At 64.9% G+C, this 23862-nt stretch carries 23 protein-coding genes and 1 pseudogene; 13 read left to right on the top strand and 11 right to left on the bottom strand.

Annotation, left to right across the window (positions count from 1 at the left end; translation table 11 throughout):
* Nucleotides 1-10 precede the first annotated feature (10 nt).
* Nucleotides 11-619, bottom strand: coding sequence for a TetR/AcrR family transcriptional regulator (locus tag H289_RS0122585; protein ID WP_020103107.1), 609 nt, complete (start codon nucleotides 617-619; stop codon nucleotides 11-13).
* Between the two features lie 94 nt (nucleotides 620-713).
* Here H289_RS0122585 and H289_RS0122580 point away from each other — a divergent pair, with 94 nt between their 5' ends.
* The 5 genes from H289_RS0122580 to H289_RS31105 all read left to right on the top strand — a co-directional run bounded on the left by H289_RS0122580 (nucleotide 714) and on the right by H289_RS31105 (nucleotide 5842).
* Nucleotides 714-1610, top strand: coding sequence for a metal-dependent hydrolase (locus H289_RS0122580; RefSeq protein ID WP_081633504.1), 897 nt, complete (start codon nucleotides 714-716; stop codon nucleotides 1608-1610).
* Nucleotides 1607-2689, top strand: a complete 1083-nt coding sequence (locus H289_RS0122575; RefSeq protein WP_029105604.1) for a PDR/VanB family oxidoreductase — start codon at nucleotides 1607-1609, stop codon at nucleotides 2687-2689. Before H289_RS0122580 ends, H289_RS0122575 begins: the two co-directional genes overlap by 4 nt.
* 31 nt (nucleotides 2690-2720) lie before the next feature.
* Entirely contained in the window at nucleotides 2721-4238 is a 1518-nt protein-coding gene (locus H289_RS0122570; RefSeq protein ID WP_020103104.1) for a flavin-containing monooxygenase, read from the top strand.
* On the top strand, nucleotides 4235-5074 hold the full coding sequence (locus H289_RS0122565) for a short-chain dehydrogenase/reductase (RefSeq protein ID WP_036427515.1): 840 nt from the start codon (nucleotides 4235-4237) through the stop codon (nucleotides 5072-5074). Before H289_RS0122570 ends, H289_RS0122565 begins: the two co-directional genes overlap by 4 nt.
* A gap of 78 nt (nucleotides 5075-5152) precedes the next feature.
* A complete protein-coding gene (locus H289_RS31105) occupies nucleotides 5153-5842 on the top strand; it encodes an Abi-alpha family protein (protein ID WP_020103102.1) in 690 nt (229 codons plus the stop codon).
* Nucleotides 5843-5858: 16 nt separating this feature from the next.
* Here the strand turns inward: H289_RS31105 and H289_RS0122555 are convergent, their stop codons facing one another.
* Nucleotides 5859-6284: a hypothetical protein gene (locus H289_RS0122555; RefSeq protein WP_231388105.1), complete on the bottom strand. Its 426-nt coding sequence runs from the start codon at nucleotides 6282-6284 to the stop codon at nucleotides 5859-5861.
* Nucleotides 6285-6299: 15 nt separating this feature from the next.
* A pseudogene (locus H289_RS34050) lies at nucleotides 6300-6542 on the bottom strand (TetR/AcrR family transcriptional regulator); the annotation flags it as partial.
* A 186-nt stretch (nucleotides 6543-6728) separates the two neighbouring features.
* Between H289_RS34050 and H289_RS0122550 the strand changes: the two are divergent.
* The 4 genes from H289_RS0122550 to H289_RS0122535 all read left to right on the top strand — a co-directional run bounded on the left by H289_RS0122550 (nucleotide 6729) and on the right by H289_RS0122535 (nucleotide 12511).
* Nucleotides 6729-8489: an AMP-dependent synthetase/ligase gene (locus H289_RS0122550; protein ID WP_020103100.1), complete on the top strand. Its 1761-nt coding sequence runs from the start codon at nucleotides 6729-6731 to the stop codon at nucleotides 8487-8489.
* Between the two features lie 16 nt (nucleotides 8490-8505).
* Nucleotides 8506-9645 (top strand): acyl-CoA dehydrogenase family protein, encoded by a 1140-nt coding sequence (locus H289_RS0122545; RefSeq protein WP_020103099.1) that lies wholly within the window; start codon nucleotides 8506-8508, stop codon nucleotides 9643-9645.
* An 88-nt stretch (nucleotides 9646-9733) separates the two neighbouring features.
* Entirely contained in the window at nucleotides 9734-10933 is a 1200-nt protein-coding gene (locus tag H289_RS31100) for a BTAD domain-containing putative transcriptional regulator (protein WP_020103098.1), read from the top strand.
* Nucleotides 10934-11116: 183 nt separating this feature from the next.
* Nucleotides 11117-12511, top strand: coding sequence for an amidohydrolase family protein (locus H289_RS0122535; protein ID WP_036421062.1), 1395 nt, complete (start codon nucleotides 11117-11119; stop codon nucleotides 12509-12511).
* 48 nt (nucleotides 12512-12559) lie between these two features.
* Here H289_RS0122535 and H289_RS0122530 read toward each other — a convergent pair whose 3' ends face one another.
* A complete protein-coding gene (locus H289_RS0122530; protein ID WP_020103096.1) occupies nucleotides 12560-13186 on the bottom strand; it encodes a cutinase family protein in 627 nt (208 codons plus the stop codon).
* 165 nt (nucleotides 13187-13351) lie between these two features.
* Between H289_RS0122530 and H289_RS0122525 the strand changes: the two genes are divergently transcribed.
* The 4 genes from H289_RS0122525 to H289_RS0122510 all read left to right on the top strand — a co-directional run bounded on the left by H289_RS0122525 (nucleotide 13352) and on the right by H289_RS0122510 (nucleotide 17639).
* Nucleotides 13352-14170, top strand: coding sequence for an alpha/beta fold hydrolase (locus H289_RS0122525; protein WP_020103095.1), 819 nt, complete (start codon nucleotides 13352-13354; stop codon nucleotides 14168-14170).
* Between the two features lie 2 nt (nucleotides 14171-14172).
* Entirely contained in the window at nucleotides 14173-15069 is an 897-nt protein-coding gene (locus tag H289_RS0122520; RefSeq protein WP_020103094.1) for an alpha/beta fold hydrolase, read from the top strand.
* Entirely contained in the window at nucleotides 15066-16655 is a 1590-nt protein-coding gene (locus tag H289_RS0122515; RefSeq protein ID WP_020103093.1) for an FAD-dependent monooxygenase, read from the top strand. Before H289_RS0122520 ends, H289_RS0122515 begins: the two co-directional genes overlap by 4 nt.
* Before the next feature lie 165 nt (nucleotides 16656-16820).
* Nucleotides 16821-17639 (top strand): hypothetical protein, encoded by an 819-nt coding sequence (locus tag H289_RS0122510; protein WP_155944225.1) that lies wholly within the window; start codon nucleotides 16821-16823, stop codon nucleotides 17637-17639.
* A gap of 71 nt (nucleotides 17640-17710) precedes the next feature.
* Here the strand turns inward: H289_RS0122510 and H289_RS0122505 are convergent, their stop codons facing one another.
* The 7 genes from H289_RS0122505 to H289_RS0122475 form a co-directional block, all read right to left on the bottom strand.
* Nucleotides 17711-18064, bottom strand: coding sequence for a DoxX family protein (locus tag H289_RS0122505; RefSeq protein WP_020103091.1), 354 nt, complete (start codon nucleotides 18062-18064; stop codon nucleotides 17711-17713).
* Between the two features lie 91 nt (nucleotides 18065-18155).
* Nucleotides 18156-19391, bottom strand: a complete 1236-nt coding sequence (locus H289_RS0122500; RefSeq protein WP_081633501.1) for an MFS transporter — start codon at nucleotides 19389-19391, stop codon at nucleotides 18156-18158.
* Between the two features lie 157 nt (nucleotides 19392-19548).
* Complete coding sequence (locus H289_RS0122495; RefSeq protein ID WP_231388104.1) at nucleotides 19549-20355, bottom strand: TetR/AcrR family transcriptional regulator; 807 nt, start codon at nucleotides 20353-20355, stop codon at nucleotides 19549-19551.
* A 230-nt stretch (nucleotides 20356-20585) separates the two neighbouring features.
* Nucleotides 20586-21413 (bottom strand): hypothetical protein, encoded by an 828-nt coding sequence (locus H289_RS0122490; RefSeq protein ID WP_138158475.1) that lies wholly within the window; start codon nucleotides 21411-21413, stop codon nucleotides 20586-20588.
* A complete protein-coding gene (locus H289_RS0122485; RefSeq protein WP_020103087.1) occupies nucleotides 21382-21984 on the bottom strand; it encodes an Rv1363c family protein in 603 nt (200 codons plus the stop codon). The genes H289_RS0122490 and H289_RS0122485 overlap by 32 nt, the downstream gene beginning before the upstream one ends.
* The gene (locus H289_RS0122480; protein ID WP_036421059.1) at nucleotides 21981-22607 is read right to left on the bottom strand and encodes an Rv1363c family protein; all 627 of its coding nucleotides are present in this window, start codon (nucleotides 22605-22607) and stop codon (nucleotides 21981-21983) included. Before H289_RS0122480 ends, H289_RS0122485 begins: the two co-directional genes overlap by 4 nt.
* 25 nt (nucleotides 22608-22632) lie before the next feature.
* Entirely contained in the window at nucleotides 22633-23841 is a 1209-nt protein-coding gene (locus tag H289_RS0122475) for an MlaD family protein (RefSeq protein WP_231388103.1), read from the bottom strand.
* Between the last annotated feature and the right edge of the window lie 21 nt (nucleotides 23842-23862).

The raw sequence follows: 23862 nt of genomic DNA, 5'->3' as shown, positions 1-23862 counted from the left end.
CTTGCGGCAACTACGGTTTCGGCGTTGACGCGATCGGCAGGAGACTTTGCCGCGCGAATTGTTCGACCTGTTCATAGGTCTCCAATGGCGCCAGCACCGCAGGCGTGAGCAGGATCGAATGGGTGATGCGGACGAGGATTTCGGCTCGTGCGAGCAGCTCGGGTTCCGGGACTGCCGCCACGTCAGGGCCACGGAGCACTTCGGCGGTCGCCGCGACGGCGCCGGCCAGCAGCGGTGAGGCTTCGAGGGTCAGTCGAGGCAGCACGGTGTCGGGCTCGATGTCGAGAAGCCGGTTCCAGACCGCGTTCGTGCGCACCGTCTCGATCGTCGTGGCAAAACTGTGGACCACGCGATCCGCGAAATTGTCCGTACGCGCCGCCGCGGCGCGCACCGCTTCGAACAGCTTCTGGGATTCGCGGATGAGCACCGCCGAGACGATCTCGTTCTTCCCGCCGACCCGTCGATAGATCGTGACGCGGCCGAGCCCCGCGCGTTGAGCAATTTCATCGACGGTCGCCCGCCGGATCCCGATCTTGGCGAAGACGTCCAACGCGGCGTCGAGGATCTCTTCGACACCCTCATCACGGGCCGTGTCGAGCGCGAACAGATCGGTATGCACGCACCTGACCATAGTCGACGCTGCAACATTGAAACAATTGTATGTATTGTGTTTCACTGTAGCACGAAGGACTCAGAGCCGAGGAAGGCGTGTGATGGCGAGCAAAAAACCGGGACGAGTGGTGCGCGAGTACAACGACGAGGCGCTGGCGATCAACGCCCGCCACGTCCACTTCGATTGGTCCGGCGTCCCGTTGGAATACATCCCTGGCGAGGCCTATGCCACCCATTTCTGGAACGTCATGCACCTGGTCTTGCCAGAAGGTGAGCGGGCCATGGCCGACGTCTTCAGTCAGGCATTGCCGTACATCGACGACGAGCGCCTCAAAGAGGAAGTCATCGGATTCGTTGGACAGGAGGCGACGCACGCGGCGTCGCACGAGGGCTTCCGCAACTACCTGCGCGCACACGGTGTCGACGTCGGTGTGGTCCTGCGGCGCATCGAGTTCGCGGTAGAGAAGATTTTCGGCGACCACGGGATCACCGGTCCCGCGCGCAAGGCGTGGCTGAGCGAGCGCCTCGGGGTCTACGCAGCGGCAGAGCATTTCACCGCCGTCATCGGCGAATGGCTGTTGGACAACGAGGCCTTCGATCGCGCCGGCATCGACCCGACGATGCTCGACTTGCTGCGATGGCACGGCGCTGAAGAACTCGAACATCGCAATGTCGCGTTCGATGCCTACCAGTACGTCGACGGTGGCTATGCCCGCCGTGCGCGCACGGCCCTCATCGCATGTTCGGGCCTTGCGCTGCTCTGGTTTTCGACGGCATCGCATCTGTACCGCAACGACGCGACGGTACAGCGTCGTCGTCCGTGGCCCTTCGAGTACATCCGCGCCGCCCATCATGGCTTGGTGCCGGGGGTGTCTTTCCTGTTCTCGCAGATGTACTTCTACCTACGACCGGGTTTTCACCCGTCGACGATGGGCGACATCAGCAAGGCAGTGCGGTACCTGGCGGTATCGCCCGCGGCGCAGGCGGCACACGCATGAACGAACTACTCGACCAACCCACATCTGTCGATGACCCGACGCCAGCGCTCAGGGCCATGGGGCAGTTGGCCCGCGGCTATTCGCGGTTGTTCACCGAGAGCCGGATCGCGGACCGCTTGTCACCGGGCCGTCCGGTACGCCGGGCCGGATACGACGCGCGCCTCGAAGTTGTTGCGGCGGAACGCGTAGCCGACGACGTCGTCAGCCTGACCTTGAGCCGGGCCGACCGTTCACCGCTCCCGCGCTGGACGCCGGGCGCGCACATCGACGTGTTCACCCCGGCCGGCCGGCAACGGCACTACTCGCTGGTCGGTGACCAATTCGACCCCCTCCGCTATCGAATTGCCGTGCGGCGGATCCCCGACGGCTCGGGTTCGGCCGAGCTGCACCGCGTCCGGGTCGGCGATACGCTGCGTATCCGGGGTCCCCGCAACGCGTTCAGCATGGCCCCCGCTGACGAGTACGTGTTCATCGCCGGTGGGATCGGCATCACGCCGATCCTGCCGATGGTGCGTGCGGCGGCATCCGGCCCGGCCCCCTGGCGCCTGGTGTACACCGGGCGTTCGCGCGCATCGATGCCCTTCATCGACGAGCTCACCGAACTCGGGCACGACCGGGTGCTCATCCGGCCCGACGACCATTACGGCACACCGGATCTGGCCGAATTGTGTACGGCCGCTTCATCCCGCGCGGCGTTCTATGTGTGTGGCCCTCCCGCCATGATCGAACGGGCTCGCGATGTCGCCGCCGCGACTGCGCCGGGCCGTACCGCAGAATTCCACAGCGAACGTTTCACCGCCGCACCGATCGTCGACGGCAGAGCGTTCACCGTGCAGCTCACCGAATCGGGGCTCACTGTCGACGTCGCAGCCGATGAGTCGGCCCTCGCTGCGATCCGCCGGGTCAAACCGGACGTGCAGTATTCGTGCCAGCAGGGTTTCTGTGGCGCTTGCCGCGTGCGACTGGTGGACGGCGTTGTCGAGCACCGAGATCGGGTGCTGACGCCCGACCAGCACGACGACTCGATGATGATCTGCGTTTCCCGCGCCCAGGGTGACTCGATCTCCGTCGCGCTCTAGCCAGCCACCGGCACTCACCAAGGACACAGCCATGACCAAACCCACTCCCACACATGTCCATACCGCGATCATCGGTGCCGGCTTCGGCGGGATCGGCGCGGCGATGCGACTCAAGGATTCCGGCGACAACGACTTCCTCGTATTCGAGCGGGCCAGCGACATCGGCGGAACATGGCAGGCGAACACCTATCCGGGAGCGCAGTGCGACATCCCGTCGGTGCTGTACTCGTACTCGTTTGCCCCGAACCCGGACTGGACGCGCCTGTATCCGCTGCAGCGAGAACTGAAGGCCTACATCGAAAGATGTGTCGATGACAGCGGCATCCGGTCGCGCATTCGGCTGGGGCACGACGTCACCGACGCCTCATGGGACGACCTGGCCCAGGTGTGGCAGATCATCGCAGGTGGCCAACATTTCACCGCCACCGTCGTGGTCCTCGCCACCGGACCATTCAGTGAGCCGTCGATCCCGAATCTTCCGGGCCTCGAAGACTTCTCGGGTCCGGCCTTTCACTCTGCGGGGTGGCGTCATGACGTCGACCTGCGCGGAAAGGCGGTCGGTGTCATCGGCACCGGCGCTTCGGCCGTGCAGTTCATCCCCCGGATTCAGCCTGACGCTGCCGAACTGGTTGTGTTCCAACGAACTCCGACGTGGATCTTGCCGCATCCGGACCGCCCGGTCGGGCCCGCGGTGCGTTCGGTGTTCCGCACGGCCCCGCTCTTCCAGCGCGCAGCCCGTTCGGCGGTCAGCCTCGTCCAGGAAGCAATGGTGCCCGGTCTGGTCAAAGTCCCGGCGCTGCTCCAGCCGATGGCGGCCATCGGCACGTGGCATCTCCGCAGGCAGGTCCGCGACGAGAACCTGCGGGAGAAGCTGACACCGCGGTATGCGTTCGGATGCAAACGACCGACGTTCTCCAACACTTATTACCCCGCGCTGGCCGCGGACAACACCGTCGTGGAAACCACCGCGATCCGGCGAGTCACCAGAGACGGGATCGAAACCGCCGACGGGCACCACCATCGCCTCGACGCCATCGTTTTCGGAACCGGGTTCAAACTGGCCCACAACGAAGGATTCACCCGAATCCACGGCCGAGATGGCCGCAGCCTCGCGGAGGTGTGGGCCGGCGGAGAGATGAAAGCGCACTTGGGCACCGTCATTCCGGGCTTTCCGAATCTGTTCATGATCCTCGGCCCGAACTCGGTGGTGTACACGTCGCAGATCGTGACGATCGAGGCGCAGCTCGACTTCGTACTCGACGCCATCGCGCAGATGCAGCGCCGTGAGATCCGCAGTATCGAGGTTTCGAACGACACCCTCGACCATTTTGTCGCGCACGTCGACCGGCGTCTTGCGCACTCGGTGTGGAACTCCGGTGGTTGCCACAGCTACTACTTGAGTCCGTCTGGCCGCAACTTCACCTTCTGGCCTGGCTTCGTCTTCACATTCCGACGCCAGATGCGCCGAATTCGCCTCGCGGAGTTCGATATCCGTTACGCGACAGCGCCGCCCGAATCCGCCCACGCCGAGTTGGTGGTCGGACGATGACCGCACGTGCAGCGATGCCTCTTGCTGGTGCAGTGGTTTTCATCACCGGCGCGGCACAGGGCATCGGGTTCGAAGCGGCCTCCCGTTTCGTGGCGGCCGGATCGCGAGTGGTCCTCGTCGACGTCGACGAAGAGAAACTCGGGAAAGCACAGGAACAGCTGGGGATCGACACCATCGGCATCGTCGCCGATGTGCGCGATGCCGCCGCGTTGACCGCCGCGGCCGACCAGGCGGTGCACACCTGGGGACGCATCGATGTGGTGGTCGCCAACGCCGGCGTCACACCGCCGCCGGCAACCCTGCGCACCATCGAACCCGATGCGTTCCAACGGGTTATCGACATCAATCTGCTCGGCGCGGTGCATACCGTGCGCGCGACCACCGAGCACATCATCTCCAGTAGCGGACACATTCAGCTGGTCGGGTCATGCGCCGCGTTCGCACCGGGCATGGGCGGTGCGGCGTACATGATCAGCAAAGCCGGTGTCGAACAGCTCGGGCGAGCGTTGCGGATCGAGCTCGCGACCCACCAGGTGACGGTCGGAATCTCCTACTTCGGAATCGTCGACACGGCGCTGGCCCGCACCACACTCGATGACGATCCGATGGGCCAACGCATCGGCGAACTGTTGCCCTGGCCGTTGAACAAGCGCATCGACGCCGGCCACGCCGCCGCCAGCATTGTCGACGCAGTCGGCCGGCGCAGAGCCAGCAGCACCGTGCCGCGCGCATGGATCCCCTACGCCTGGCTTCGCGGTGTCATCAACCTGATCCTCGATCAGCAACTCGCGGCCAACCAGACGGTAGCCGCCATCATCCGGCAACTGGAGCGATAACACGCTGTCTCGCAACGGAAGCCAGATTACCAACCCGCACCAGCCGAAAGAACCGCCCTCCAGAAGAGAGATGAAACGATGGTCACCACCTCCGACGTGCACGGCCTGATCGCGACCGCCACGACATTCGCCCGGCGCGGCCTATCCGTGGCGGGGCGAGCCGACACCCCCGTGCGGGAGGTGCCGTCGTGCGAGCAGGCCGGCGGGCCGCCGCACGCGCCATCGCGGCCGGCCGATGCCGACGTCGCGACACAGAATGATTCGTCGCAGTCGAAGGAATCGTTGCGCACCAAGATGGCCGAGTTGTTGGACCGCTCACTGGACCAGAGCACGGGCGAGACGCGGCTGGAGCTCTACGACCGCATCGTCGACCAGCTTGTTGCCGACGAGGCGAGGATTCTCCGTGCACTTTCGGACGGCACCACCTCTCCCCTGGTCAACGTCTATGCGCAGTCTCGGCGGTGGTCCTTGCCTCGAGCCGTCCTGACCAACACCTCGCTGATCGGCCGCACCGCGGGCGTGACGCTGCCGACCATGGTGCCGATCTACGTCGCGAACCTGTTGCGGCTCGGTCTGGTTGAAATCGGACCCCACGCAGACGGATCCGAGCCCGGCTACGAGGTGCTCATGGCCGAACCAAGCGTCAGGCGCGCCGTCGCCGATGCGCAGGAGGCGCGGCAGTCCACTCGGGTGGAACGGCTCAGTCTGCGCCTGTCCGACCTGGGACGCGAGCTGTGGACGACAACGACGTGCGGCAGGTCGCGGTAAGGCACAAACTCTCGAACTACCTGGGCCACAATGCGTTCCGCCACAGGGCTGACACCGCATCGGTAGTGCGATCGAGGTGGCCGGATTGCGCACCGACACCCGCGGGTGCGCTGCCGACGACCGTCGCGGTGGTCAGGACACGCACCAGAGCGGGGAGGTCGGTCGAGATCGGTTGGGCGCCTTGATGTACCTCGGCCGACACAATCTCCACGATGCGGCGAGTGATCGCGTCCTCCACGGCCGCGACGATCTCGGCGATCTCCGGTTCGTAGCCTGACGATGCGCGACACGAGGCCCACACCGGGTCGTCGGCAGCCAGGGCGGCACGGATACCGGCGATGACACGTGCGATCAATGCCGGAGTGGACTCCCCCGGTGTCCGCAACGCGAACGACTGATCGAGCATCGCGGCAGTGGTGCGTCCATGCAACAGTTCCGCCAAGGCGGAGTACTTGGATTCGAAATAGAAATAGAACGCGGTTCGCGTGACACCGGCCTGCCGAGTGATCGCCTGTACTGAAACCTCCGTAATCGGGTTTCGATCCAACAATTCGAGTAGCGCTGTCAAAATTGCCGTACGGGCGTGATCACCACGATTGGTGATCGTCGTTCGATCACGACCGGTAGCGCTCGGACTGTCGGTGGCAGTCGGACTCGCCTGGCAGCACGTGCCGTTCGGTTGACGTCGGGTTGCCAACATCACGGCTCTCCTTCTGTCGGGCAAGGTATTTCACGAAACACAGCAGGCATCGGACGACACGCGTGGGATCGCCCCATCGTTTGCGATTGAAACAATCATACGCAATATGTTCTACTGTTTCAGCCTGAGCCGTTGCGGCCGCACCCGGTCCGGACGCCGCACGGCACTGCTGTGAGAAGGGTTGTGATGAGCGAAAGTCTGTGCGCGCACTTCCAGCGGCGCGTTGCCGAGCTCGGTGACATCGCGGCGATTTGCCGCGCCGACGGCACGGTGGCGTTGACCTGGTCGGAGTACGGCAATCAAGTTCGACGGGTGGCAGCGGGTCTGGCCGCGCTGGGCGTGCGGCGGGGCGATGTGGTGGCGATGATGCTCACCAATCGCCCCGAGTTCCACGTTGTCGACGCCGCGGTGATGCATCTCGGTGCGATCGGCTTTTCGGTCTACAACACCAGCGCCGCGGCGCAGATCACGTACCTGTTCGACAACGCCCAGCCGGCAGTCGTGGTCAGTGAGGCGCAATATCTGGAGAAGGTGCTCGCTGCCTCATCGGGCACCGCTGTGCGCCACGTCATCTCGGTCGACGAGCCGAACCACGGTGTGCTCACCCTCGATGAGTTAGTGGATGGTGGTGCTGAGGATTTCGACTTCGACGCCGCTTGGAAAGCCATTCAGCGCGACGACATCCTGACCCTCATTTACACCAGTGGGACCACAGGGCATCCCAAAGGTGTAGAGCTGACGCACGGCAACCTGCTGTACCAGCTGGAGGTGATCCCGAGTGTGGTCGGCAATCTCACTGGGGGTCGAGTGCTGTCCTATCTGCCGGATGCGCACCTGATCAATCGTTGGATCGGCCAATACGCGCCGATGTACTTCGGTATCACGGTCACCGACGTCGATGACCCGAAGATACTGATCGACATACTGGGCCGCGTGCATCCGACGTTCTTCGTCGCGGTACCGATGCTCTGGTACAAGATTCGGGCTCGTGTCGAGGCACTCATCGCGGTGCAGACTGGACCAGCAGGCGCGCTCGCGCGGTGGGCTCTGGCAGCCGGCAAGAAGAAGGCGGGAGCCACCCTGGTGGGAGGCCGGTTGGGACTACTCGACGAAGCAGCCGCCGCCGCGGCAGACGTGTTGGTGTTATCCAAGATTCGCGCACGCCTAGGAATGGACCAACTGAGCGCGGCCGTGTCGGGCGCTGCGCCCATCGATGTCTCCGTACTCGAGTTCATGCTTGCGATCGGTGTTCCCGTGTTGGAGGCATGGGGCATGTCGGAGACCTCCGCGGTCACGACCGTCAATCCCAGAGACCGGCTCAAGCTCGGCACGGTGGGTAGACCAATCCCCGGCACACAAATCAAACTGGCTACCGACGGCGAGATTCTGGTCCGCGGATGTGGGGTGATGCGCGGATACCACCGCGATCCCGGTCGCACCGCGGAAATCCTCGATGTCGACGGCTGGATCCACACGGGCGACATCGGCTCGCTCGATGCCGACGGGTATCTGCGTATCGTCGACCGTAAGAAGGAGTTGATCATCAACTCCGGCGGAAAGAACATGTCCCCCAGCAACATCGAGGGAGCACTGAAAGCGGCCAGCCCGCTGATCGGCGCTGTCGCTGCCATTGGTGACAACCGTCCGCACATCGCCGCGCTGATCACGCTCGACCCCGATGCGGCCGCTGACTTCGCCTCCCGGCATGGATTCGCCGGCGCCACCGTCGACGAGATGGTCGACCACGAGGCGACGCAGCAGGCTGTGTCTGATGCGGTGGCGTCGGCAAATACCCGGCTATCCCGGGTGGAGCAGATTCGGACCTGGAAAGTCCTGCCGCAGTACTGGATTCCCGGCGGGGATGAGCTGACGCCGACGCTCAAGCTGCGCCGCGCACCCATCGCCGAAAAATACGCCGCACAGATCGACGCGCTGTACACGCGTTGAAGGAGAGGAAAAAACAGTGGCCCCCGCATCGACTACCGAACTTGCCGACCTGTCCGGTTTGGCCCGCGACTTCTTCACCAAGGAAGTCGCTCCGCGTCACGAGGAATTCGCCGCTGCCGGAGAGCCCGACCGTGCGTTGTATCGCCGTGCCGGCGACCTCGGGTTGCTACTGATGTCGATCCCGGAGGAATTCGGCGGCGGTGGTGCAACTTTCGCACACGAGGCGGTTCTGTTCCGGGAGCAGGCCTATGCAGGCGATCTGTCCATGCAGTTGGGTGTCCACACGGGCATCGTCCCGCACTACCTGAACGCCTATGCCACCCACGAGCAGAAGCTGCGCTGGCTGCCCAAACTCGCTGCCGGTGAATGGATCGGCGCGATTGCCATGACCGAGCCCGGTACCGGATCGGATCTGCAGGCCATTTCGACGCGAGCCGTTCGCGTGGGAGACGAGTACGTGATCTCCGGCGCCAAGACGTTCATTTCGAACGGCGCGACGTGCGACCTCATCATCATCGCGGCCAAGACCGATCCGCAGCAGGGTGCGGCCGGGTTGTCGCTGTTCTCCGCCGAGGTGCGCGATGACACTCCGGGATTCCAGCGCGGCCGTAAGCTGAAGAAGATCGGCCAGAAAGGGCAGGACACCACCGAACTGTTCTTCGATGAACTTCGCGTCCCCGCGGAGAACCTGCTCGGCGGCGTCGAAGGTCGCGGCTTCGTCCAACTGATGCAGCAGTTGCCGCAGGAGCGACTGATCGTGGGCGTCGCCGCGCTGGGCGCGGTCGAAGCCGCGTACGACCACACGCTGGCCTACGTCAAGGAGCGCCACGTGTTCGGGAAGCCGCTTTTCGCCCTGCAGAACACCCGTTTCGAACTGGCCGAGATCGCCACCGTGGTCGACGTCATGCGTACGTTCGTCGACGACGCGATCCAGCGGCACGTCCGCGGCGACCTCGACGTCAAACGCGCCGCGCAGGTCAAACTCTGGTGCTCCGACCAACAGACACAAATCGTCGACCGCTGCCTGCAGCTACATGGCGGCTATGGCTACATGGAGGAATACCCCATCTCCCGACTGTTCGTCGACAGTCGGATCTCACGGATCTATGCCGGCGCCAACGAAGTCATGAAGGACCTCATCGCGCGCCACCTCTAGCCGGGATGATTCGGCCGTCCTGAGCGAGCTGGGTGTGCAACCCTCTACCCGTGCGATTGGGTAGGTACGGCCAGGCAAGGAGCAGGTGATGGGTGGCCACACACCGATGGCGCCCGCACCTCAGCGCGGTGGCGCCGCACACGACATCCAATTCGGGGTGCTGGGCCCGCTGCAGGTGACCGTCGCGTCGAGGCCTATTCAGGTCGGGACGCCGAAACAGCGCGCGGTACTTGCCATGTTGGTCGCGAACGCCAACCGCGCCGTCAGTGCCGCTGACTTGATCACCGCAATTTGGGAAGACGAGCCACCCGCCGCCGCGCGCATCTCCGTGAGTGCGTACGTGTCGAATCTGCGCCGCATCCTCACCGAGGCAGGCATCGACGCCCATGCCGTCGTATCGACCGCACCCCACGGCTACCGACTCGAAATCACCCCCGAACAAAGCGATCTGGCCCGGTTTGCCACCGAACAGCAAGCCGGGATCAACGCCGCGGCCGCCGGACGCTTCGAAGCCGCCAGCACTCACCTCACGACGGCACTGCGTCAGTGGCGCGGCGCCGTCCTCGACGACCTGCGCGACTTCGCCTTCACAGAGGCGCTGCGCAACGCGTTAGCCGAGGACAAAATCGTTGCGCAGACCGCACGCGCCCACGCCGAGATCGCTTGTGGCCGAGCCCATACCGTCGTTCGTGAGCTCGAAACTCTGGTCGGCGAACATCCCTACCGCGAACCCCTCTGGGCACAACTGATCACGGCGTATTACCTCACCGACCGCCAATCCGATGCACTCGACACCTATCACCGGCTCAAGACAACGTTGTCCGATGACCTCGGAATCGACCCCGCGCCGGCGCTGCGCACCCTGTACGAGCAAATCCTGCGTCAGGAACCACTCGACGTACAGCGCAATGCCCAGGCCGCGGCCCAGACGATCATCGCCTTCGAACCCGCTGTGACGACCCTGATCGACGCTGTCACCGCGGCCCTGCGCGACGTGCACGATCGCCTTCATCGGCTCAAGGGTGCGGCCACCCGCATCGGGCGCAGCCCCGACAATGACCTTGTCGTGGCCGACGACAAGGTCAGCCGGCACCACGCCGTCATCAACAATGCCGGCTCCACCCACATCATCACCGACCTCGGATCTGCCAACGGAGTCCATGTCAACGGCGAGCGCATCCGCGCCACGGCTGAACTCCACGAAGGCGACACCATTCGAGTCGGTGCACAGGTGTTCGTCTTCCAGACCTACCCGCCCGCCACGGGGCCGGACGGTGACAAGGCCTGACAAGCCGATAGCCGGCACGACTCCGACGTGACGGTGGCGGCCAGCCCAAGCATTGGTTGACGCATCGACAGATTAATGGATACAGTGTATCCACAACTGGTTGCGCCGCGCTGCCACCGATTCACCTACGACGTGAGGGCGCAGTCTGTGACGAGACTCCCAGCCGCAGAATCGGAGACAACGGTGAGCCGAATATTGCTACGCGGTGCACAGGTCATCACCATGGCCCCGCATCGCCCCGACACCGAACGCATCGACATCCTCGTCGAGGACGATCGCATCGCGGCGATGGGCGACCACCTCGATCCGACCGGCGCCGACGTTGTCGACCTCAAGAACCACATCGTCATCCCCGGACTCGTCAACGCCCACCTGCACACGTGGCAGTCCGCACTACGGTTCGTCGGCGGTGACTGGTCGCTGCTGGAATACCTGGCCCACACTCACGGTCACGTCGCCCGCAGATACGGCCCCGACGACATGCACATCGGGACGCTGGCCGGCGCGTTGAACCAAATCAATTGCGGCACAACTACTGTGGGCGACTGGTGCCACAACTGCCTGACTCCGGAGCACGCCGATGCCGCCATCGACGCACTGAACGTTGCCGGCATCCGCGCGGTCTTCTTTCACGGCACACCCCACGGCGGCCCCACCAAACCCCATGACGTGTCCGAGGTCGACCGCCTCATCAACGGTCCCATCGCCCACAGCGCGCTGCTTACCGCGGGAATGGCGATCAAGGGTCCGCAATTGTCCGCTTCCGACGTGGTGATCGCGGACCTCCGGGCCGCCGTCGAACGCGGCGTGACCGCATCGATGCACCAGAGCGCCGGAACGCCCGGACCCGGCTGGAGCGCGGTCGGCGCTACCGGACTGTGGGGTCCACACGCCAACATCGTGCACGGCACCGGACTGACCGACGACTGGGTAAAGAAGCTCACCGACGCCGGAGTCACGTTCACGACCACGCCGGAAAACGAACTGGGTCAAGGACATTGCACGGCAATCACCGAACAACTCGTGCGTGCCGGCGGAGCGCCATCGCTCGGCACCGACACCGAAACGGCCGTATCGGGTGAAGTCCTCACCGCTGCCCGCATCACCCTGGCCCGCCAACGAGGCCTGGCACACGAGCAGGAATTCCACCGCACCGGCATGGGCGCGGCCACCGCGGGGCTCACCAGCAAACAGGCGCTGTCGTGGGCAACCGTCCACGGCGCACGCGCCCTCGGCCTGGCCGACAAGGTCGGCCACCTCTCCCCCGGGATGCAAGCCGACATCGTCGTCATCGACGCCCGGGCACTGAACCTGTGGCCGGCCCATGACCCGGTCACCGCGGCGCTGCACGCCAGCATCGCCAACATCGAAGCGGTCATGGTCGCCGGGCGCTGGCGCAAGCGGCGCCACACCTTGGTGGGTACCGACATCGATGAAGTCAAAGACCGGCTACAGGAGTCGGGAGAACGGTTCGCCCACAAGATCCGCGCGACCGGCCCGCTTGCCCGAACCCGACGCCGCGTCGTCCGCACGGTCGTGCGCCGACACCTTCGGCACCAAGCTCGCTCCGAGAGCTAGCAACGCGGCCCGACGACACGATCGAGAGTCACAAGCTCGACCGACCAATCAGAGTCGACTCGCAGCGAAACCGGCTGCCTGGTCGGCCATGCCGGTGCGGACATAGGCGGTGTGCGCGCCCCAGTCCTGGCCGTCAGAGCAGATCAAGTCGTCGGGCAGACAGAGGTCGAGGGTCTTGCCGGTATACGCCGTGCCGACGGTGGGCAACTGGGCATGCATGAGCGTGGCCGCGTAGGCGCTCCGGAGATTGCCGAACAGCACCACCGCGGCAACGTGGTCCGCGATCTGCGGGGGCATCCCCGCGGTGGCCATACTGATGACGCCCGCGCCTTGTGAGTAGCCGCCCAGCACCATCCGGGTTTTGGGGCAGGTCGTGACGACGGATTGAATGTGACCGCTCGCATCAGCGGATCCGGCGGGCATCCCGGTGTCGAAATCCCACGTGGCCGGGTAGTCGACGGCGTAGGCCTCGACCGAGCGTGTGCCCACGTGCGAGGCGAGCGAATCAACGAAAGCCTGTCCCACTTCGCCGAGCCCCGGCGGTTGTGTTGTCCCGCGGGCGAACACCACCTCGATATCCGGGCATTCGGCAGCGGAGGCGGACGGTGCGGGAATGTCGGCCACCGACAGTGCGCATGCCGCCGCGACCACGGCAATGGAGATGTAGCTCTTCAAAGGTCTCCCAATTCGTCTGTCCGTCGCCGAGACCGATTGGCGCGCGGATGGCCAATGGATACAGCGTATTTGTTAGCGGCCATCGCCGACTCCCGACAGGTGTGTCCGACGCCCCACCAGCGGACTGTTGACACCAACACTAATTACGGACACACTGTATCCATTATGAAAAACGGAGACTCGCAGCAGCCGCTGTACGAGACCGTGGACGGCGTAAGAGTTCACTACCAGCGCTCAGGCGACGGGCAGCCCCTGCTCCTGTTGCATGGCAGCACGTCCTCGCTCGAGCACTTCGATCGGGCGACGGACATCTTGGACAGGCACTTCGACGTGATCCGTCCCGACCTGCCCGGTTTCGGCCTCACCGGGGCACGGAACGACCGCGACTACCGGATCCGGACCTATGCAAGAACGGTCGCTGGATTCATGGCGCAGCTGGGTATCGATCGGTACGCGATTGCGGGTAATTCGTTGGGCGGCAACGTCGCCTGGAACCTTGCGTTGGACTACCCCGACCGGGTGCGAGCGCTGGTGCTGGTCAACGCAACCGGCTACCCCGAGAAGGCGTTGCCTCTTGGCATGCGGCTCGCGCGCAACCCCGCGGTGGCACAGCTGATGCGGAGGGCCATGCCGCGGCGCATGGTCGAAGGCGGCCTGCGACAGGCGGTGGGTCCGCAGTCCACCATCGTCGATGACGCGATGGTCGATCGCGTGTACCGGTTGTGGAACCACAACGGCAACCGCGGGGCATTCGTTGATTTCGTCAACACCGACCAACCCGACCGCACTTGCGAACTCGGCCGCATCCAGGTACCCACCCTCGTGCTGCGCAGCGCAAGCATCGACGGGCAACATTTCGCCCGCGACATCCCCCATGCCCGCCAGGCCGTCAACCCCGACACCGGTCACCTGTTGCCCGAAGAAGACCCCGACTGGTTCACCGAACAGGTCATCGGGTTCCTGTCGACCCTCCCAAGGAACTGACCATGAAGTACTTCACCGTGGCCTCCGAGGACCGCAAGCTCAACGCCGGAACCCGCACCGGGCTGCGCGGCAGCTTCATCAGACTCACCGACGGCGTCACCCACCACGAACTACGCGGACCCACCGACGGACCGCTGGTGGTCCTCGTGCCGGGGCTGACCATCCCCTTGTCCTATTGGGATACCTTCGCCGGAGAACTGCACGCCCGCGGTTTGCAGACATTGGCCTTCAGCGCCTACGGGCGCGGCTACTCCGACCGCGTAGCCACCGCCTACGACGAGGCCCTGTTCGGTCGTCAGTTGCAAGAATTACTTGCGGCTCTTGATATCCCGGAGCACGTGCACCTCGTGGGCACCTCGATGGGGGCCCTGGTCGCGCTGGGCCACGTCGTCAATCACCCCGCCGGCGTCGCGAGTCTGACGCTGGTAGGTCCTGCGGGATTGGGCGCCGACAACGCACGTGTACAACGACTGCTGCGCAACGATGTGATCGCCCGTATCGTCGCCCAGTTGTTCGGTCGGCGAATCCTTCTCGGGCATCTCGGGCACAACGTCGCCGACCCCGCCCTTACCGCGCCGCTGACCGCCATGATCGCCGATGCGTACCGCTACGAAGGCTCGATGTACGGGTTCTTCTCCACACTGCAGAACTTCCCGCTGTCGAACCGCACCGCACTGTTCCGTACCGCCGGCCGACGCGAGATCCCGACCTTGCTGATGTGGGGCGCCGACGATCACGTCACCCCCATCACCGGCTGGGATACCGCGCAGGAAACCCTGCGCCCCAAACAAACACACGTCCTGGACTGCGGCCACATGGCGCCCTACGAGCGGCCCATCGAAGCCGCTGATCATCTGGTGGCATTTCTCGCCGCCCAATCCGATCGGAGCACCACATGAAACAACAAACCGTCGATGTCCTGATCGTCGGCGCCGGCCCGGTAGGCAGCGCCCTTGCGATCGATCTGATCCGCCGCGGCGTGGCCGTGCGCATCATCGATAAAGCCACGCACAGTTTTGACGGCTCGCGCGCCAAGGGTGTGCAGCCACGCACTCTGGAAGTCTTCGACGACCTCGGTGTCCTCGACGATGTCGTCACCAGAGGATCGTCCTACCCGCTGATAGGATTCCACCTGGGGCCGTTCACGGTGCCGCTGCGCATGCTGCGTAGCCCGTACGCCGGCGACGACACCGTCCCGTACCCGCATACCTTGCTGAGCCCACAATTCAGCACCGACCGAGCCCTGCACGATCGCTTGCGGACTCTCGGCGTCGACATCGACTACGGCCACGAATTGACCACCGTCACCGAAACATCCGACGGCGTGACCGCTTCGATCACGACGCCGTCAGGCACCGAAACGCTCACCGCCCGCTACCTGGTGGGCGCCGACGGCGGTGCAAGCGCGGTACGCAAGATCGCCGGAATCGAATTCCTCGGCTCCACCGACGAGGCCGACCGGATGTTCATCTTCGATGCCGACGTCAGTGGAGGTCTTTCCCGGAACCGCTGGCATGTCTGGCCGGGACGCTTCCCCAATCTCAGCCAATTCACCGGCGCCTGCCCGCTGCCCCACGGTGACCAGTTCCAATGGATGATCAAATTGGAGCCCAACGAAGCACCGCCGGTAGGCGAGGACGAGACTACCGCGTTCGTGCGCGCTCGCACCGGCAACAAACGCCTTGCGGTGCACAGCATCACGTGGACGTCGGTGTTCCGACCGAACATCCGGCTTGCCGAAAACTACCGCCGCGGAAGGATTTTCCTGGCCGGTGACGCCGCCCACGTTCATCCCCCCACTGGCGCCCAGGGCCTCAACACCGGTGTCCAGGACGCGTACAACCTGGGCTGGAAGCTCGCGCAGGTACTCGCCGGAGCTGATGCACAGCTGCTCGATACCTACGAAGCCGAACGCCAACCGATCGCGTCGGCAGTGCTGGGTCTGGCCACGAAAAAGTACGACGGCATGACGAAACTCGACCCCTCGAGCCTGACCCGGGGCAAGGACGAACAACAGATCGCCCTGAGCTACCGCTGCGGCCCGCTGGCACCGTCGACTGCTCAACACACCGCTACGCTGCACGTCGGCGACCGCGCCCCCGACGCGTCCCTGCATGATGACAAAGGCGCATCGGTCAGGTTGTTCGATCTCTATCGCGGGCCGCATTTCACCGCGCTGGCCGTTGGGGCCGAGGCGGCCGGCGAACTCGCAGAACTTGCCTGGCCGGACCGTGGCGCCCCACTGCGCCGCATCACCGTCGACGCGCCTTCCCGACTCGACGACAACACCCAGAATCTGCGTGACACCGCCGGAAAGCTGCGCAAGGCATACGGAATCAACAGTGACACACTGATTCTCATCCGGCCCGATGGCTACATCGCCAGCATCGCGACCCGTGACGGCAGCGCTGCCGTCACGGCCGCCGCGGTCACCGCGCTTGCTCCCCCGGCCCACAAACCCACCATCAGGAAAACCGTGCGCTGATCACAGATGCGTCGCGCCTGAACGTCACCACATCGATGGGACACCGTGGATCAACCGGCGCTCACCTGGGGACCGGCTTGGTGTGATTGTGGGTTCGCGCGGGCTATCGTCTCGGTCTGTGGATGCCAGTGATGACGTCGCGTGTGCTCGCCAGGTGGCTGCCGGGTGTTGAGGTCCCGTTTTGCCATTGTGTGGCTCTTCGGCGCCGTGGTCGTGCTCGTGGCGGCGTTCAGGGTTGCCCCTGCCACGGTGGCCGGTGGGGGGTACGGCGGCTTCGATGACGCGTCGCCTTTGACCCACGCATTGGGTATCAACCTGGTCGCATACTGGAACAGCGGTAACGGGGCCCTGACTCCCGGGATGGCTGACCTCGTTGACTATTGGCGCCGCTGGCACCTCGTCAAGGTCCTGATTTCGGTGTCATTGACTTGTGTTCTCGCGCTGCTTGCGACGGTGTTGTGGCAGCGCTTTCTTCGCGCTGGTACCAGCCGTTCCACGGTGGGTTACATAGTCGCTGCGGCGGTGACCACCATGCTGGCACTGTTCGGGGTCGCCGTGCTGGTGGCGAACGTGCAGTCGACGGTGGAGCCGCTGTCGGCGTTGCTCGGGTTGCTCCCCGTCGATCCGCCACGTGGTGAGCTCGAGCACACGTTGGGCCAGCTTCGGCAGGGCCTTGCCGATCCGGGCAGCCCTGAGGGTGGCAGGCCTGCTCTGGCGGTGATGGTGGGTAGCTATGCCCGATATCTCTGGACGCTGGTCCTAGCCGGCTCTGTCGTCGCTGCAGTGATGGCCGGCGCGGGCGTGTTCGCATGGAGAGCGTTCGTCAGCATCGACAGGTCAGATCTCAGGCGCAAGTTCACTGCCCTTGGCTTCGGTATCGCCGCTGTTGTCGTTGTCGCCGCAGTCCTTGTGGTCGTCGCAGCCAGTGTGGATTCGGCCTTGGAGCCTGCCGGTGCCCTTCTGGATTTCATCAACAGCGGCTAGGGCCGCGCAGCGCCGGGGATCGGTGGAGATCCTGGTCCAGCGGAGAAGGATTCGCTGCTCGCGAGCTGCCTCTAGGCCGCGAAGCCGGCGAGGTAGGCGGTGGCGATGGCCAAGGTCACCACCGCCGGAAGCAGTTTCACCAGAGGGTCGCGTGCCCTGAGATGAAAGTACACGGCGCCGAAGAGCAAGAGCACCATGCCCGATGCCGCGAGCAACCCACATACGGGCCAACGGAACCCAGCGGCGATGCCCGCCGCGGCCGCGAGCAGTGCGACACCGATCAAGCGATAGCGCGACCAAGGGATGCCGAAATGCTGTGCAGCATCCCGCATCGGCGGCGCACCGGCCAGGGTTGGCACAGCGGAGCCGGCGCACACCACGGCGAAGGTGACGGCCACGATGGTCCGGACCAAATCCACATTCATACCTATTCCATTCACCTCGAGGCAGCGGCGCTGCCCAATTGTCAGTCGCCCGATGGCTTCCCGATGGCTTGCTCACCCGACGGCGGAATCTTCAGCGCGTAGCGCGCCGGCTTTCCGTGATACTCATCAACAGACACAGACACGCAAGAGCGGCGACCGCCGCGGCGAAACACATTCCGGCGGTGCGCAAGCCCCATACGTGCGCGGCGAAGCCCTCGCCTATCACCGGTATGGAGATCGCAACGTAGGCCACCACGAAATATGTCGAGCTGACCCCGGCTCGCTGTTCAGGTTGAGCCTCGGCGGTAACCATTGCCAATCCCCTGCTGAAGCTGATGCCCTGGCCTGCGCCGCACACCAGCGCCGCGGCAATGAGGGCCGTCACGGACGAAAATTGCAGGGCCAGAGCGAGAATCAGCATGCCCAGGACGAGGGCGGCGCAACCGAACATGATCGCGCGCCGCGGCGCTGCTCGAGCCGTGGCAATCTGGGCCACAGCCGAAGCGCTGTAGATCGACGCGACGATCAGCCCGGCGACCGCGTGATTGGTGACACCGATCAGGCTCGTGAGGAATGTTGGAGCGACGGCGGTGAACAACCCCATCACGGCGAAACCGCAGAACCCCGCGGCCGCCGAAATGGCAAACACGCGTCGCAGCTGTGGGGGCACGGAAGGCGGCTGGAATCTGAGTTGACCAGTGCGCGTGGAGGTTTCCGGCACCACCAGCACCGCGAGTCCAGCCAGCAGCGCGAAGGCAATGTGAACGACGAAGGTCAGATGCAATGGCGCGGGTGCATATTCGACCAGAATGCCGGACAGTACCGGCCCGACTCCCAAGCCGCCGATGTTTGCAATGGTCGCGATCGCTGAACTGTGGGAACGCCAGCGTGATGGTGTGGCTTCGATGATGGCGGCCGTCGCGGTGCCAGTGAACAATCCGGCGGACAATCCCGACAACGCGCGACCGACCAGGAGCAGCGGCACGGTATCAGCGTCAAGAAACACTCCCGCACTGGCAATGGCTGCAGCGACTCCGGCGATCAACACCGGCCTACGCCCGATGACATCGGACCAACGACCAAAAACCAGCAGCGCGACCAGAACACCGCCCGCGTACACGGCATAGATAACGGTGGTCGTCAACACCGAGAAATGAATCTGCTGGGCGTAGAGCGAGTACATCGGCGTCGGCAGGGTCGTGCCGGCCATGATCGCCGCGAAAGCGTACGCCAACAGGAACGCCGGAACTGCTCGGCGGGAACCGATTTCGCGGTCCGGCGGTGCGGCGGGTGCGCGACCCGCTAATTTCGGCAACACAGTTACCATTATTACAGGACCAAGGGGCGCCGCCACAACCCTCCAGCACGTCCGCCGCATTCACGGCGGATTTACGCCCCGCAGACAGGGCCGCCGCGGGCCTATTCGGATCAGCGAATCTGGGTGCAGTAGCGCGATAGAGCCCGCCGGGGCTGCGCGTGGCCGCCTACTCCGGTTTCTTGCGGCTTCGGACCGCCTTGCCGACGTTCGCGTGGCGACCGCGGCCGTCGTACAGGTCCGTCACGCCGGAAATGATCATCCGCAAGCCGAATTCGAACTCGTCGTGCAGTGGAATCGGCAGCACATCGGCGACCGCATACGTTGACGGAAACGTCTCCGGGTCCAGATAGTGGAAGTGCGCCGACAGGTCTGCAGATTCCTGCGCATTGGAGGCGTCGTCTCCTCGCAGCTGCACCGCGAAACCCAAGACGTATCGCGCGACCGTCGCGTGCGTTTTGGCCGCCAACTCTGGCGTAAAGCCACTCGCGAGCAATCGCGACAACACCCGTTCGCGATGCAACATCGCGTTCGGCCCTATCGGCACATGGTCGGCCAGCAGAGGGGCGACGTTCTTGTGCCGACTGAGCGCGTCGAACATGGCGTGCGCGCCGGCGGCGCAGTCTTCCTGCCACGTCCGACCACCGGAATCATCCGGCGGGTACTCGATCTCGCCGAGAACGCGATCAATGACATGCGCGATCAACTCAGCACGGTTCGAGACGTGTCGATAGAGGGTCGCGGTTCCCGAGTCGAGCCGCTGAGCCAAGACGCGCATCGACAACGCGTCGGCGCCCTCGTCGTCGACGATTTGCAGTGCGGTCGCGACGATCCGATCAAACGGAACTTTGGGGCGGCCGGGCGAGCGGACTGCGGGAGTTGCCGCCGCGTCGACGGGCGTGCGCGATGTTCGTGCCATACAGGCAGTATGACCGCACTTGACAGCACACCTCAATAATGGCAACACTGTAGCCACTACCGTGTCAGCCCGCGAGGGCCCATCAGGATGGGTGCGATGCCATGCCCAATCAACATTTCCACCCCGACCTCCGCAGGATTGCCGCGTTCACCCCTCGGCCCGCGACCCGGATCAACGCCTCCGGCGGTCGATGGGTCGCCCGGGTTGCATCCCTGAGCGCCGGAATCGAACTGGCCTATGGGACCGACTCGCACACACGTCATGGCAGCCTTGATCCGCGCCCAGCCTCAGCCGCCGTACTGCGGCTTCAGCTGACCAGCCAACGAGGCCAGCGGGACGTTGGCGACGACAGTGCCCCCATCCATGGACCAACTGAAACGGTCTCGTGGACTTGGGCTTTCGCGGGACATCGGCTGGTCCGGCATGTAGAGACGCAGTGAATCACCGGTGAGCGCGAAGGCGCGGTAGTTGCCCGAGTACCCGGGGCCGTCTCCGTCGGGCTGGAACTCCTCCACCGTGAACGGATAGGTGCCGGGGGCGTGCGGCGGCGCGGCGGCGTCGAGTACCGGCGGCAGGACCGGCGCGGCCGCGGCCGAAACCGCCTGGTTCGCATTGACTCCCGGCCGGAACAGATCGGGAAGGTACAGCCGGCGGCCGCTGTTCATGTCGAAGAGAAAAGATCGGTAGGCATTGTTGGACTGGATACCGAAGGGCTCGAACGTCTCGTGCACCACCACCGACTGCAGACCGCCGGGACCCGGAATGATCTCGTAGTCGGCACGCGCACTGCTGTCACGAGGCGTGGTGTTACCGGTAGCACGCCAGCCGTTGAACAGTCGGGTGTAGTAGTCGCGCAACACAGGCCCGGCGGTCGGGTTGTCGATCAGTTCGGCCGGAACCCGCAGCGTCAGAAGCATTTCCGCTTCCCGCTGGGATTTGACGACGGCGGTGCACGCATTGCCGTCCCAGACTGCGCCGAGCCCGGAGCAGAAACTGTCGATCGCCGCCTCGGCGGCGGGCGCACCGGTCAAAGACGTCGTAGCAACCACTGTTGCACCCAAGGCAGCCAGGGCCGCCCGGACTCTACTTGCCACGTTTACCGTCCGCTCCGGCAAGCAGCACGTCGGCCGCCAGCCATCTGTCGCCGACCTTGCGCATCGTCATCGACACGCTGACGTAGTCGGTCCGCTTCTCTTTCGCGCCGGCACTGGTGACGTCCTGCTTCACCGACAGCAGCACGTCGACGTCGTCGCCCCGCACGTCCTTGACTGCCGCGTCCTCGACCACACCCGTCGTGCTGACCTTGTTGTCGATCAACATCTTTCGCATGGTCGCCGCGGCCTTGCTGTAAGCGTCCTTGAACTCGCCCGTCGCCCCACCCAGCACATCGGCGAAGTTCTTGTCGATCGTGTTCTGGTCGGTGGTGGTCAACGTGACGGCGTATGCGCGCGCTGCTGTGAGCGCTTCTGCCGCCTCGGCGTCTCGTTGATGCTGGGTGTATACCAGTGCCCACGCGGTGCCCGCCGCGGCCGACAGCGCGATGATCACGACGGCCACGGCCCAGCAGAGGCTGCGCCGGATGGTATACGTCTTCGGGGCCTTGGGCTCGGCGGCATCCGGCGGCGCGGATGAGTCGGCCTCGAGGGCCTCGTCGACGTCGGCGACCTCGGTCTCCTTGTGGGTCACAGGATTTCGACCCTGCTGGCCAGCCAGCGGTCGCCGACCTTCTCCATGGTCATGTCGATGCGGTTGCGGTCGATGCGTGGGCTCGGGTTGTTGGCGTTGGTGATCGACTGGTCGACGAACAGCAGCACCTCGACTTTGTCGGGCGTTGCCGACTTGACCGCCGCCGCGACCACGATGCCCGTGCCGGAGGCCTTGTTGTCGATCAGCACCTGCCGCAGCTGTGTGGCGCCCTGGCTGTAGGCGTCCTTGAACTCACCGGTGGAACCGTCGAGCGACTTGCGGTAGTTCTCGTCGATGTTCTTGGCGTCCAACGTCGTCAGCACCACGGCGTAGTCCTTGGCTGCCTGCAGTGCCGCGTCACTCGCGGCGTTGACGCGGTACTGCTCGTACTGCCGCCAGCCCAGGAAGCCCAGTGCTGCCACCAGAATCGTGAACAGCAACGCGCACACCACTGCGGCCAGACCGACCCGCCGCTTCGATGCCGCGGCAGGTTCCGCGCTCTCCACGGCCGAATCCGTCTCCGTCACATCGGCGGCATCGGACTCGACCGACGGTTCGGCCGCTTCGCTTTCGGTGTCGTGCACCTGATCGAACACGTCGGTACTTGCAGTTCGTTTACTCATCACTTCTCGCGTGTCTCGTGGACCGTCAATTCGGCATCGGATACGGGTACGCCGCACCGCCGTATGGGGTGTCGATCGTGTAGCCCGGGTAGTGCGGCGTCTTGTCGGTCACCGCGTGGGGGTCATATCCCGGCGGCGGACCGGCGGTGTCGTCACCCGGCGGCCGTGGCGCGTTGCGGGCGCCGCGAACCAACAGCGATGGATCCTGATCCTCACAGTAGGTGTACTTGTACGGCTCGGGGAAACTCGCGTCCGACGGGGCGTGCCGCGGCAGGTTGTAGTCGCACCGGTACTTCGGGTAGATGTCACCGATCGCCCAGACGCCGCCATCGTGAACGACCGAGGCGAACCGATCGATGAACGGGTCCCGGTCGGGCCGCCAGATGTACTCCAGGCCCGGAATGCGTTGGTAGATCACCTGCGACGTCGTGGTCAGGTTGCCGAGGATCTGCACCACGTTCTGCCGGTTGTCGGCGATCAGGTTGTCCAGCGTCGCCAGCTGTGACTCTCCGCGCTCGACGAGGGTGCGGAAACCGCCGTCCATCTTGTTCACGCCGTCGAGCACTTTGGTCAGGTCGTTGGTCGTGGCCGCCAGGCCCGGACGGACATCGGCGACGGTGCTGAACACGACGCGGGTGGTGCGAATCATGCTCACGGTCTCCGGCAGCACCGAATCCACGGTGTTGGCCAACAAGCTCGCGCCGTCCAGGATCGCGGCCAGCTTGCGCGGGCCGTCCTTCGTGACGTGCAACTCGTTGAACATCTTGCCGAGCTTCTCGGCATCGAGCTGCGCCAGCGCGCCGCGGCTGTGGTCGATGATGTGCGGCAGGGTCACCGGGATGCTGGCCTGCTTGCCCGAAATGACCGCACCGTCGGTGAGATACGGTCCGCCGCCGTGCTCCGGCCGGAAGTCGAGGTACTGCTCCCCCGCCGCCGACAGGCCGGAGACCCGCACCGGGCTGTCGGTCGGGATGTGGGCCGATGAGTCCACCGAGGCGACCGCCTCGACGCCGTTCTTGGTCAGGTTGACCGCCGCGACGTGACCGATCGGGATGCCGCGCAACGTGACGTCCTGATTGGCCAGCAGGCCACCGGATTCGGGCAGCATGATCCGGATGGCGATGGTCCGGTGGAACGGGTTGAACCGCAGGCCGTCGATGGCGATGTAGCCGAATGCGATCACCGCGGTGAGCAGCAGGCCGAACAGGGCCAGCACGACCTTGCGGCTCGCCACCGCTTTGACGATCCGAATGAT

This window comes from Mycobacterium sp. 360MFTsu5.1, from assembly GCF_000383495.1.
GTDB lineage: Bacteria > Actinomycetota > Actinomycetes > Mycobacteriales > Mycobacteriaceae > Mycobacterium > Mycobacterium mucogenicum_B.
The sequence above is the reverse complement of the archived record's forward strand: the minus strand, read 5'-3'. Positions and strand labels throughout refer to the sequence as shown.

Bases quoted from the DNA above. Each gene is read 5' to 3' on its own strand.
- H289_RS0122550 (WP_020103100.1), top strand. From the start codon at position 6,729: ATGAGCGAAAGTCTGTGCGCGCACTTCCAGCGGCGCGTTGCCGAGCTC.
- H289_RS0122565 (WP_036427515.1), top strand. From the start codon at position 4,235: ATGACCGCACGTGCAGCGATGCCTCTTGCTGGTGCAGTGGTTTTCATC.
- H289_RS0122480 (WP_036421059.1), bottom strand. From the start codon at position 22,607: ATGAGTAAACGAACTGCAAGTACCGACGTGTTCGATCAGGTGCACGAC.
- H289_RS31100 (WP_020103098.1), top strand. From the start codon at position 9,734: ATGGGTGGCCACACACCGATGGCGCCCGCACCTCAGCGCGGTGGCGCC.
- H289_RS0122505 (WP_020103091.1), bottom strand. From the start codon at position 18,064: ATGAATGTGGATTTGGTCCGGACCATCGTGGCCGTCACCTTCGCCGTG.
- H289_RS0122575 (WP_029105604.1), top strand. From the start codon at position 1,607: ATGAACGAACTACTCGACCAACCCACATCTGTCGATGACCCGACGCCA.
- H289_RS0122515 (WP_020103093.1), top strand. From the start codon at position 15,066: ATGAAACAACAAACCGTCGATGTCCTGATCGTCGGCGCCGGCCCGGTA.
- H289_RS31105 (WP_020103102.1), top strand. From the start codon at position 5,153: ATGGTCACCACCTCCGACGTGCACGGCCTGATCGCGACCGCCACGACA.
- H289_RS0122580 (WP_081633504.1), top strand. From the start codon at position 714: ATGGCGAGCAAAAAACCGGGACGAGTGGTGCGCGAGTACAACGACGAG.
- H289_RS0122570 (WP_020103104.1), top strand. From the start codon at position 2,721: ATGACCAAACCCACTCCCACACATGTCCATACCGCGATCATCGGTGCC.
- H289_RS0122500 (WP_081633501.1), bottom strand. From the start codon at position 19,391: ATGGTAACTGTGTTGCCGAAATTAGCGGGTCGCGCACCCGCCGCACCG.
- H289_RS0122525 (WP_020103095.1), top strand. From the start codon at position 13,352: ATGAAAAACGGAGACTCGCAGCAGCCGCTGTACGAGACCGTGGACGGC.
- H289_RS0122520 (WP_020103094.1), top strand. From the start codon at position 14,173: ATGAAGTACTTCACCGTGGCCTCCGAGGACCGCAAGCTCAACGCCGGA.